Annotated in this window: 7 protein-coding genes and 1 pseudogene; 2 read left to right on the top strand and 6 right to left on the bottom strand. The window is 73.8% G+C overall.

All coding sequences use genetic code 11. The features are described 5' to 3' along the window. Positions 1 to 94 precede the first annotated feature (94 nt). The 4 genes from AB0J87_RS13485 to AB0J87_RS13500 are packed head-to-tail and all read right to left on the bottom strand — an operon-like array spanning position 95 to position 6652. A complete protein-coding gene (locus tag AB0J87_RS13485) occupies positions 95 to 1627 on the bottom strand; it encodes an aldehyde dehydrogenase family protein (RefSeq protein ID WP_363965008.1) in 1533 nt (510 codons plus the stop codon). A gap of 13 nt (positions 1628 to 1640) precedes the next feature. Next, positions 1641 to 2795, bottom strand: a complete 1155-nt coding sequence (locus AB0J87_RS13490) for an FAD-binding oxidoreductase (RefSeq protein ID WP_363965010.1) — start codon at positions 2793 to 2795, stop codon at positions 1641 to 1643. A 29-nt stretch (positions 2796 to 2824) separates the two neighbouring features. Further along, complete coding sequence (locus AB0J87_RS13495; RefSeq protein WP_363965012.1) at positions 2825 to 3817, bottom strand: LysR family transcriptional regulator; 993 nt, start codon at positions 3815 to 3817, stop codon at positions 2825 to 2827. Between the two features lie 9 nt (positions 3818 to 3826). Beyond that, positions 3827 to 6652 (bottom strand): FAD-linked oxidase C-terminal domain-containing protein, encoded by a 2826-nt coding sequence (locus AB0J87_RS13500; protein WP_363965014.1) that lies wholly within the window; start codon positions 6650 to 6652, stop codon positions 3827 to 3829. 67 nt (positions 6653 to 6719) lie between these two features. Between AB0J87_RS13500 and AB0J87_RS13505 the strand changes: the two genes are divergently transcribed. After that, positions 6720 to 8126 (top strand): VOC family protein, encoded by a 1407-nt coding sequence (locus AB0J87_RS13505; RefSeq protein WP_363965016.1) that lies wholly within the window; start codon positions 6720 to 6722, stop codon positions 8124 to 8126. 95 nt (positions 8127 to 8221) lie between these two features. On the opposite strand, the gene AB0J87_RS13510 is transcribed toward AB0J87_RS13505, so the two are convergent. Together AB0J87_RS13510 and AB0J87_RS13515 are read right to left on the bottom strand one after the other, a co-directional pair. Then, positions 8222 to 8977, bottom strand: coding sequence for a GntR family transcriptional regulator (locus AB0J87_RS13510; protein ID WP_350727636.1), 756 nt, complete (start codon positions 8975 to 8977; stop codon positions 8222 to 8224). 67 nt (positions 8978 to 9044) lie between these two features. Further along, positions 9045 to 9935: a citryl-CoA lyase gene (locus AB0J87_RS13515; protein WP_363965018.1), complete on the bottom strand. Its 891-nt coding sequence runs from the start codon at positions 9933 to 9935 to the stop codon at positions 9045 to 9047. Between the two features lie 115 nt (positions 9936 to 10050). On the opposite strand from AB0J87_RS13515, the pseudogene AB0J87_RS13520 reads away from it, so the two are divergent. Beyond that, positions 10051 to 10848, top strand: a pseudogene (locus tag AB0J87_RS13520) (transposase); the annotation flags it as partial. Positions 10849 to 10937: the final 89 nt, after the last annotated feature.

Here is a 10937-nt window from a genome sequence, read left to right on the forward strand (position 1 = left end):
CGGTGCCGCCACCACCCTGCGCAAGCACCGGCCGGGCTCCGCCGGAACGCATCCGTGACGGCGTTGAGATCTTCATTCGCGAAGATCGGGTTGGTCAGACGGTGAACTCGACCCCCTGGGCCAGCGGCAGCTCGCCGGAGTAGTTGATCGTGTTCGTCGCCCGGCGCATGTAGCCGCGCCAGGCGTCCGAGCCGGACTCGCGCCCGCCGCCGGTCTCCTTCTCGCCGCCGAACGCGCCGCCGATCTCGGCCCCGGAGGTGCCGATGTTCACGTTGACGATCCCGCAGTCGGAGCCCTCGGCCGAGACGAACAGCTCGGCCTCGGCCTGGTCGCGGGTGAAGATGCTGGACGACAGGCCCTGGGGGACCGCGTTGTTGAGCGCGATGGCCTGCTCCAGGGTCTCGTACGGCATGACGTAGAGGATCGGCGCGAACGTCTCCTGGGCCACGATCGGGGTCTGCTCCCCGATCCGGACCAGCGCGGGCTCGGCGTAGAAGGCGTCCGGGGCCTGGTCGGCGAGTCGGCGCCCGCCGCCGGCCACCAGCGTGCCGCCCTGCTCCACGGCGGCCTCCAGCGCGGAGCGCATGGCGGCGTGCGCGCGGCCGTTGATGAGCGGTCCGACCAGGGTGCCCGGCGCCATCGGGTTGCCGATCGGCAGCCGCGCGTAGGCGTCGGTGAGCCGCTCGGCCAGCGCGTCGGCGATGTCGGCGTGGGCGATGACGCGGCGCATGGTCGTGCACCGCTGGCCCGCCGTCCCGGCGGCCGAGAACACGATGCCGCGCGTGGCCAGGCCGAGGTCCGCGGACGGGCACACCACGGCCGCGTTGTTGCCGCCGAGCTCCAGCAGCGACCGCCCGAACCTGGCGGCGACCCGCGGCCCCACGGCGCGGCCCATGCGGGTCGAGCCGGTGGCGCTGACCAGGTCGACCCCGGGGTGGTCCACGAGCGCCTCGCCGACCTCGGGGCCGCCGACGAGGACCTGGCTCAGGTACGCGGGCGCGCCGTGCTCGGCGGCGGCCCGGTCGAGCAGGGCCGCGCAGGCCAGGGCGGTCAGCGGCGCCAGCTCCGACGGCTTCCAGACGACCGGGTCGCCGCACACCAGGGCGATGGCCGTGTTCCACGACCAGACGGCCGCCGGGAAGTTGAACGCGCTGATCACGCCGACGACGCCCAGAGGGTGCCAGGTCTCCATCAGCCGGTGGCCGGGCCGCTCGGAGCTGATCGTGCGCCCGTACAGCTGGCGGGACAGACCCACCGCGTAGTCGCAGATGTCGATCATCTCCTGGACCTCGCCGAGCGCCTCGGAGGTGATCTTCCCGACCTCCAGGCTGATCAGCGTGGCGAGGTCCGCCTTGTGCGCGGACAGCAGCTCGCCGAGCCGCTTGACCAGCGCGCCCCGGGCCGGCGCGGGCACGGTCCGCCAGGCCAGGAACGCCTGGCTGGCCCGCTCCACGGCGGTGTCGACGGCGCCGGGGTCCACCCAGTCCACGGCGGACAGCATCCCGCCGTTGATCGGTGAGGTGGTCGTGACGCCGCCGCCGAGCGCGTCCACGTCCACACCGCAGCGCTTGGCGGTCTCTCGCGCAGTCGCGGCCAGCTCGTCGGCGCCGGGCAGCGTGGTCACCATCAGGATCTCCTTGTCAGACGATGTTGATCTCGGGCCTGGCCCCGGACAGGGCGAAACGGCCCGCGTCGAAGCCGGTGACGTCCACGAACGGCGTCCGGCCCAGGTAGAGGTCGCGGACCACCTCGCCGACGGCCGGGCTCATCAGGAAGCCATGGCCGGAGAAGCCGGTGGCGTAGATGAACCGCTCGACGCCGGGGGCGGTGCCGATGAGCGCGTTGTGGTCCGGCGTCACCTCGTACAGCCCGGCCCAGCCGGTGGCGATGCCGGTCTCCATCAGCGCCGGGGCGCGGCGGGCCATGGCCTCGCCGAGCCTGGGCAGCCAGGCGTCGGAGCGGTCGAGCTTGAACCCCGGCGTCTCGTCCGGGTCGGACATGCCGAGGAGCAGCCCGGGGCCCTCGCGGTGGAAGTAGAACGTGGTGCCGAAGTCGATGGTGAACGCCATCGGCGGCAGGTCCGCGACCGGCTCGGTGACCAGGATCTGGCGGCGCAGCGGGGCCACCGGCAGGTCGACCCCCGCCCACTCGCCGACCGGCCGCGACCAGGCGCCGGCCGCGCAGATCACCGTGTCGGTCTCGACGCGGCCGCCCTCGGTCCGGACGGCGACGATGCGGCCGTCCACGACCTCGATGCCGGTCGCGGCGCAGTTCGGCAGCAGCCGCGCGCCCAGCCGCCGGGCCGCGCCGGCGTAGCCGAGCACCACGGACTCGGGCGTGCAGTGGCCGTCGGTGGGGGAGTAGGCGGCGGCCAGCAGCCCGTCGGTGTCGATCAGCGGCGACAGCTCCTTGGCCTCCCCGACCGGGATCATCCGGCTGGGGACGCCGAGGTCGTTCTGGATCGCCACGTTCTTCTCGAACTCCGCGACCGACTCGGGGGAGTCGAGCAGGAACAGGTAGCCGGGCTTGTGCAGGTCGATCTCCTGCCCGAAGCGCTCGGCGAAGGTCTCGAACGTCTCCAGGCTGCGTACGGCGAGCTCGATGTTGACCCGGTCGGAGAACTGCGCGCGCACGCCGCCGGCCGCCTTGGAGGTCGAGCCGGAGCCCAGCGGACCCTTGTCGATGAGGACCACGTCGCGCACGCCGGCCGCGGCCAGCGCGTACGCCGAGCTGACGCCCATGGCGCCGCCTCCGATGATGACCACCGAGGCCCGCGCGGGCAGGTCACGTCCCATTGATCGGCTTCCTTCCTCACGTACCGCATTCAGGATCGGGGATCGGACAGAGCCGGAGGAAGCGGCCAAGCCTCGGCATCTGTGGGTGAGGCGTAAGAAGTTCTTATGCTCCGGGGGAGGTCGTCCTCCAGCCGGGCCGCGGCCAGCCGCAGGGAGCACACGGCGCCGGTCACCGCCGGGTTGGCAGCGGCGGTCCGGTGCACGGCGGCGATGCGCCGGCGGGCCTCGACCCCGTCGAGCCCGGTCGCGACCACGCCCTCGCCGGGCAGGTGCGCCAGCGCCGGGACGAGCGCCACCCCCAGGCCGGAGCGTACGAACCCGTGGATGACGCCGTAGTCGTTGCTGCGGTAGTCGACCTGCGGTTCGTAGCCCGCCCGCGCGCACAGCCGGCGCAGGCAGGAGGCCCCGGAGGTGCCCTCCCGGGTGGACACCCACGTCTCGTGCTTGAGGTCGTCGAGCGCGACCGCCCCGGCGGCGGCCAGCGAGTGCCCCGCGGGCAGCAGGAGCAGCAGCTCCTCCGCCAGCAGCGGGATCTCCCGCAGGTCGCGCGGCCAGGCGCGGGGCACCAGGTCGTAGCGGTAGACCAGGGCCAGGTCGAGCTCGCCCGCCCGGACCAGCGGGATCAGCTCGTCGGGCTCCCCCTCGTCGAGCAGGGTCTCCACCGCCGGGTGCGTCTGCGCGTACGCGGCCAGCGCGATCGGCAGCAGCCGCTGGCTCGCGGTGGGGAAGCTGCCCAGCCTGAGCCGGCCGATCGTGCCCTCGGACATGCCGCGGACGTCGTCCTCCAGCGCGTCCAGCGCGGCCAGCACCTCGTACGCCCGCAGCACCAGATACCGGGCGGCCGGCGTGGGCGTGATCGTCTGGGCCCCGCGCTCGAACAGCGGCATCCTGACCGCCCGCTCCAGCGCCGCGATCTGCTGCGAGACCGCGGACCCCGTGTAACCGAGCCGCCTGGCCGCGGCGGCGAACGAGCCCGCGTTCAGCACGGCGGTCAGCGTCCGCAGGTGGAGCGGGTTGAGCATAAGCAGACCTTACGGCAGCCGGTCGGCGAGGAGCTGGGCCAGGTGGGTGCCCTGCCGGGCCGACAGATCGGCGATCTGCGTGCGGCAGGAGAACCCGTCGGCGAGCACGGCCGTCCCCGGCGCAGCCTCCCGGATCGCCGGGAGCAACTGGTGCTCGGCCACCGCCACGGACACGTCGTAATGCCCCTTCTCGACGCCGAAGTTGCCCGCCAGCCCGCAGCACCCGCCCAGCCGGGTCACCCGCGCGCCCGCCTCGCGCAGCAGCCGCAGGTCCTGCTCCCAGCCCATGACCGCGTGGTGGTGGCAGTGCGGCTGGGCCACCACCGTCACCCCGTCGAGCGCGGGCGGCCGCCAGCCGGGCGTGCCGGACAGCAGCTCGGCCAGCGTGCGGGTCATGCGCGCCACCGGCCCGGCCACCGCCTCGTCCAGCAGCTCCAGCGCGTCCGAGCGCAGCACGGCCGTGCACGACGGCTCCATCCCCACGATCGGCACGCCCTGCCCGGCGGCCTCGGCCAGCTCGGCGACCGTGCGGCCGAGGATGGCCCGGGCCGCGTCCAGCTGCCCGGTGGAGATCCACGTGAGCGCGCAGCACTGGCGGCTCTCGCTGATCCGCGGGCGGTAGCCGGCGGCCTCCAGCACCTTCACGGTCGCGCGGCCGATCTCCGGCGCGAAATGGTCGGTGAAGGTGTCGACGAACAGCATCACCGGCCTGCCCTCCACCGGCCGTCGCCGCTCGAACCAGGCCCGGAACGTCTCCCGCGCGAACTCCGGGAGCCCGCGCCGCCGGTCCACCCCGGCCAGCGCCGGCAGCCCCGGCACCCGCATGAGCGCGTTCACCGCCCGCGGCATCCGGCTCGCCAGCCGCGCCCAGCGCGGCAGCCGCCCCAGGGAGTAGTGCGTTAGCGGGCGGACGCGGCCCTTGTAGGTCTGGTGGAGCACCTCGGACTTGTACGCGGCCATGTCGATCCCCGTCGGGCAGTCCGAGGCGCAGCCCTTGCAGGACAGGCAGAGGTCGAGGGCCTCGTGGACCTCGGGAGAGCGCCAGCCGCCGGTGACGCCGGAGCCGTTGATCATCTCCTGGAGCACGCGGGCGCGGCCCCGGGTGGAGTCCTTCTCCTCCCTGGTGGCCAGGTAGGAGGGGCACATCACCCCGCCGGCCGCGGTGTTGTCGGCCCGGCACTTGCCCACGCCCGTGCAGCGGTGCACGGCCTGGCCGAAGTCGCCGCCGTCGTGGCGGTAGGCCAGGGCCAGGCTCTCGCGCACCGGGCGGGCGGCCGGGACGCGCAGGTCGGCGTCGAGGGGGCGGGGCCGTACGAGCACGCCGGGGTTGAGCACGTCGCCGGGGTCGAAGATCGCCTTGACCCCGGCGAACAGGTCGATCGCCGCCTGCGAGTACATGAGCGGCAGCAACTCGCTCCTGGCCCGGCCGTCGCCGTGCTCGCCGGACAGCGAGCCGCCGTAGCCGGCGACCAGCGTGGCCGCGGCCACCAGGAAGTCCCTGAACTCCGCGCGCCCGTCCGGCCGGTCCAGCGGCACGTCGAGCCGGATGTGCAGGCAGCCGTCGCCGAAGTGCCCGTACGGCAGGCCGGTCAGGCCGTGCCCGGCCAGCAGCGCCTCGAAGTCGCGCAGGTAGCGGCCCAGCATCTCGGGCGGCACGGCGGCGTCCTCCCAGCCCGCGTGGGCCGGACGCCCGGCGGGGCTGCGCCCCGACAGGCCCGCGCCGTCCTCGCGGATGCGCCAGAGCGCCGCGGCCTCGGCCGGATCGGTGACGACGAGGGCGTCCTCGCCGCCGGCCGCCACCCGGGCGGCCCGCTCCCGCACCTCGGCCGCGTCGTCGCCCGCGACCTCGACGAACAGCCAGGCGGCGCCGCGCGGCAGCGGCGGCACCGCGCCGGGGCCCCGTCGCAGGCTCACCACGTCGACGATGCGCGCGTCGATGCCCTCGCAGGCCGTCGGCCGGTGCTCCAGCACTCCCGGCGCGGCGTCTCCGGCGGCGGCGATGTCGGCGTAGCCGAGCACGACCAGGGCGCGGTACGCCGGATCGGTCACCAGCCGCACCGTCGCCTCCGTGAGCACCGCCAGCGTGCCCTCGCTGCCGACCAGCAGGCGGGCCACGTCGAACCCGCGCTCCGGCAGCAGGTGCTCCAGCGCGTATCCCGACATCTGCCGCCCGAACCGGCCGAACTCGGTCCTGATCGTGGCGAGGTCGGCCATCGCGAGGTCCCGCAGCGCGGCCGGGATGCCCTGGCCGCTCATGCCCGGCACGTCGGAGGCGCCCGGCAGGTCCAGCGCGCCCTGGGCGGGCAGGTCGAGCGCGGTCCCGTCGCCGGCCACGGCCTTGAGCCCGGCGATGTTGTCGGACGTGCGGCCGTAGCCGAGCGTCCTGGAGCCGCAGGCGTTGTTGCCGATCATGCCGCCGATCGTGCAGCGGGTGTGGGTGGACGGGTCGGGGCCGAACCTGAGCCCGTACGGGGCCGCCGCCCGCTGCAGGGCCGCCTGGACCACGCCCGGCTGCACCACCGCCGTGCGGGCCTCGGCGTCGACCCGCAGCACCTGGTCCATGTGGCGGCTGAAGTCCAGCACCAGGCCGGGGCCGATCGCGTTCCCGGCGACCGACGTGCCGCCACCGCGCGCGGTGAGGGGGATCTCGTGGCGCGCGCACAGCTCGATCGCCGTCGCCACGTCCTCGGCGGACCTGGGCCGGGCCACCAGCAGCGGCGGCACCCGGTAGAGGGAGGCGTCGGAGGAGTGGAGCGCCCGCGACGTGGAGTCGTCCAGCACGTCGGTGACCCCGCGACGGCGGAGGTCGGTCGCGAGAGCGGCTGCGCGGTCCATGAGTAGCATGCTACATGCGACCCATGTAGCATGCTACTCGCTTCCGGCGGCGAGGAGAGAAGGCACGATGGTCGACGCGACCGCACTCCGGGCGGCTTTCGCCCGGCGCCTGTCAGCGATGTACGGCACCGAGGTCCCCGCGTACAACACGCTCGTCGACGTCGCGCAGGAGGTGAACCGCGAGATGCTGGCCCGGATGGGCGCCGGCGCCGAACGCCTCGGCTCCATCGGCCGCGTCACCGCCGAGCGGCACGGCGCGATCCGCGTCGGCACGCCGGCCGAGCTGGCGCAGGTCGCGCGGATCTTCGGCGCGATGGGCATGTACCCCGTCGGCTACTACGACCTGCGCGAGGCGGCCAGCAGCTCCGTGCCCGTCGTCTCCACGGCCTTCCGCCCCGTGGACGAGGCCGAGCTGGCCGCCAACCCCTTCCGCGTGTTCACCTCCATGCTGGTGACGGGCGACCGGCGGTTCTTCGGCGCGGACCTGGAGCGCCGGCTCGGCGAGTTCCTGGGGGCGCGCCGCCTGTTCCCGCCGCGCCTGCTCGACCTGGCCGACCGCGCCGAGGCCGAGGGCGGCCTGGACGACGAGGCGGCCGAGGAGTTCCTGACGCTCGCCACGCGGGCGTTCGAGCTGTCCGCGGAGCCGGTCTCCCGCAGCTGGTACGCCGAGCTCGAACGCGTGTCAGCCGTGGCCGCCGACATCGGCGGAGTGGCCTCCACCCACGTCAACCACCTGACCCCGCGCGTGCTCGACATCGACGCCCTCTACGCCCGCATGAGCGAGCGCGGCATCACCATGATCGACGCCATCCAGGGGCCGCCCCGCTGGGACGGCCCCGACCTCCTGCTGCGCCAGACCTCCTTCCGCGCGCTGGCCGAGCCGCGGCTGTTCAGGGAGGACGACGGCCGGGTCGTCCAGGACGACCTGCGGGTCCGGTTCGGGGAGGTGGAGGCGCGCGGCATCGCCGTGACGCCCGCCGGACGCGCGCTCTACGACGAGCTGTCGGCCGAGCTGGACGCGCTGCTCGCCGGGCAGCGGGTCACCGCGGAGAAGCGCAACGCCGCCGGGGCCAAGCTGTGGGCGGACCGGGTGCCGCGCGGCGAGGCCGAGCTGGCCGCGGGCGACCTCGCGTACTTCACCTTCCACGTCCTCGACGCGCGCCCCGGCGGCGCCGCGCCCGCCGACCTCGCGATGCTCCTGGCCGACGGGTGGATCGGCGCCCGGCCCATCGTGTACGAGGACTTCCTGCCGCGCTCGGCCGCCGGCATCTTCCAGTCCAACCTGACCTCCGACGGCGCCAAGGACGTGACGGCGGCGGGCGCGGACTTCGGCCCGGAGGCGCTGGCCGCGGTGCTCGGGCGCCCGCTGCACGACCCCTACGAGCTGTACGCGTCGACCCGGGCGGCCTCGCTGGCCCGCGTCCGCGACGAGCTCGGCCTGGCCCGGGAGATCGCACTGCCCCAGGCTCGCTAACCCGGCTGCGGCTCGTCGATGATGGCCCGATGGCCCGGCTTCGGCTCTTCGGCGATGGCCCGTCAGCCCGGCTGCGGCTCTTCGGCGATGGCTTGTTAGCCCGGCTGCGGCTCCTCGACGATGGACGCCCACAACGCGTCCACGTCGACCGGCTCGCCCTGGGCCCTGGCCGCCTGCCGGGCCAGGATGAGGCCGGTGTTGGTCAGGTGGGCGCGCATCGCGCGCACCGCGCCCTCGGCGTCCGCCGCCGCGACGGCCGCCACGATCGGCTCGTGCTCCTCGTGCACCTGCCGCAGCGTGCGGGAGCGGTCGTCCGTGGATGTGCCGAGGATGCGCATGGTGTCGCGCAGCCCGCCCACGATCGCGCGGGCCCTGCCGTTGCCCGCCGCGACCAGGAGGCGGTCGTGCAGCGCCTGGTCGAGCTGGAAGAACAGCGCCTCGTCGGCCGCCTCGACCGCCGCCGCCATCTCCTCCATGGTCGCCCGCAGCGCCGCGCCGAGCCCGGCGGCGTCGCCCCTGGCTGCCCGCCGCGCGGCGGGCAGCTCCAGAGCCAGCCGCACCCCGAAGATCTCGACGATCTCCCGGGGATGCGGCAGCACGACGCGGAACCCGCGGTTGCGCTCGACCTGCACCAGCCCCGCCTCGGCCAGGCGCAGCATCGCCTCGCGGACCGGACTCCTGGAGACGTTGAGCTGCTCGGCCACCTGGTAGACGGAGTAGAGCCGGCCGGGGACCATCGCGCCCGTGTGCACCGCCCGGCGCACCTCGGAGATCACCTGCTCGGCCAGCGACCGGCCCGCGTGCGGCAACGGCTGCAGCTTCAGCTCGGCGTGTTCGCGGGTCGGCGGCATGTCGGCATGTTACCCGTACGGGACCGGCGGCGATCATGCGCCGCCCGGCGGGCGTTTCAGCGCCGTTTCAGTGCCGGTCGGCGGGCAGGTCGCGGGGTTCCGGTCCCCGGTAGGCGGGCAGCAGCGGGGGCGGTATGGGGCCTTTGATGCGGCGGCCCTCGCCGTGCTCCTCCCACGCGTGCGCCAGGACGCCGACCGCGCGTGACAGGACGAACAGGCCCCTGCCCAGCTCGGGCGCGAAGCCGAGCTCGCTGTAGACGATGGCGGTGGCGCCGTCGACGTTCATCGGCACCGGCGCCAGCTGCCGCTCGATCTCCAGCCCGATCCGCAGGTACGCGCCCTCGACCACGCCATCGCGGACCGCGTCCTCGACCGCCCGCACGAGGGGGTCGCGGCGCGGATCGCGCGGGTGGAAGCGGTGGCCGAACCCGGGGAAGTACCGCTTGGCACCCCGATACCCGTCCAGCACCCCCGAGACCACGTCCGAGACCGCCCCCGCCAGACCGGCCTCCGTCGGCTCGGTCCCCGCAGGATCGGTCCCCGCAGGATCGGTCCCCGCAGGCTCGGCTCCCGCCGGGTCTGCGGTGGTTCGCCCCCGGATGTCGGCCAGCACGGCCATGCACTCCTGACCAGCGCCCCCGTGTACGTCGCCGAGCAGCCCGACGCCCGTGGCCACGGCGGTGTTGAGGCCGACGCCGCAGGTGGCGGCCATGCGGGCGGCGGCGATCGAGGGCGCCTGCGGCCCGTGGTCGACCCCGGACACCAGCGCGGCCTCGAACAGCGCGGACTGCCCGGGAGAGGGCACCTCGCCGCGCAGCATGAGCCAGATCGTGTCGGCGAACGACAGCCGGCCGATGAGCTGCTCGACGGGATAGCCGTGCAGCCGGATGACGCCGGGGGAGATGTCGGATATGGCGGTGGCCCACCATCCAGTCACCTGCTCAGTCGTGGTGCTCATCGAATCTCCTTGGCGTGAAAACCCCGTTCTTAAGGGCAGGGAGGGTACGTGGAATAGTGCGGCGGGATCGAACGTGTGCACGATGCGTGACTGATCGCGTACTGGAATGTGAACTGTGGAGCAGACCGTGAAGCGGGCCTACAAGTACCGCTTCTACCCGACCCTCGAGCAAGCTGAAGAGCTCGCCCGGACGTTCGGCTGCGTCCGCCTCGTCTACAACAAGGCGCTGGAGGAGCGCACCCGCGCGTACACCATCGACGGGCGTCGCGTCTCCTACGGGGAGTCGTCGGCGGCCCTGACCGCATGGAAACGCAGCGGCGACTACGACTTCCTGTCGCAGGTCTCCTCCGTGCCGTTGCAGCAGGCGCTGCGCCACCTCCAGGCCGCGTTCGCGAACTTCTTCGCCAAGCGGGCCGACTACCCTACGTTCAGATCGCGCAAGAAGGCGCGGGCCTCGGCCGAGTACACCCGCTCGGCCTTCCGCTGGCGCGAGGGCCGGCTGTGGCTGGCCAAGATGGACGCGCCACTCGACATTTGCTGGTCGCGTCCGCTGCCGGAGGGCGCCGAACCGTCCACGGTCACCGTTTCCCGGGACGCGGCGGGCCGTTGGTTCGTCTCCCTCCTGGCAGAAGAGACGATCACTCCATTCCCGCCGGTGGAGCAGACAGTGGGGATGGATGCGGGCATCACCGCCCTGGCCACACTGTCCACCGGAGAGAAGATCGTCAATCCCCGCCACGAACACCGCGACCGGGGCAAACTGGCCAGGGCTCAGCGGGCGCTCGCCCGCACGGCCAAAGCGAGCGCCAACCGGGCCAAGGCCCGGCTCAAAGTGGCCCGCGTTCACGCCAGGATCGCCGACCGTCGCCGGGATTTCCTGCACAAGCTCACCACTCGACTTGCCCGTGAGAACTGTGAGGATGGTGGTGTGCCGCTTCGAGCCCCGGCTTGACCCGCGCGAGAACAGACCATGGTGTCCTTGTTTGGATCTGTCGGCCGGGG

The organism is Nonomuraea sp. NPDC049625 (genome assembly GCF_040675285.1).
Taxonomy (GTDB): domain Bacteria; phylum Actinomycetota; class Actinomycetes; order Streptosporangiales; family Streptosporangiaceae; genus Nonomuraea; species Nonomuraea angiospora_A.

Bases quoted from the DNA above. Each gene is read 5' to 3' on its own strand.
- AB0J87_RS13485 (WP_363965008.1), bottom strand. From the start codon at position 1,627: ATGGTGACCACGCTGCCCGGCGCCGACGAGCTGGCCGCGACTGCGCGA.
- AB0J87_RS13490 (WP_363965010.1), bottom strand. From the start codon at position 2,795: ATGGGACGTGACCTGCCCGCGCGGGCCTCGGTGGTCATCATCGGAGGC.
- AB0J87_RS13495 (WP_363965012.1), bottom strand. From the start codon at position 3,817: ATGCTCAACCCGCTCCACCTGCGGACGCTGACCGCCGTGCTGAACGCG.
- AB0J87_RS13500 (WP_363965014.1), bottom strand. From the start codon at position 6,652: ATGGACCGCGCAGCCGCTCTCGCGACCGACCTCCGCCGTCGCGGGGTC.
- AB0J87_RS13505 (WP_363965016.1), top strand. From the start codon at position 6,720: ATGGTCGACGCGACCGCACTCCGGGCGGCTTTCGCCCGGCGCCTGTCA.
- AB0J87_RS13510 (WP_350727636.1), bottom strand. From the start codon at position 8,977: ATGCCGCCGACCCGCGAACACGCCGAGCTGAAGCTGCAGCCGTTGCCG.
- AB0J87_RS13515 (WP_363965018.1), bottom strand. From the start codon at position 9,935: ATGAGCACCACGACTGAGCAGGTGACTGGATGGTGGGCCACCGCCATA.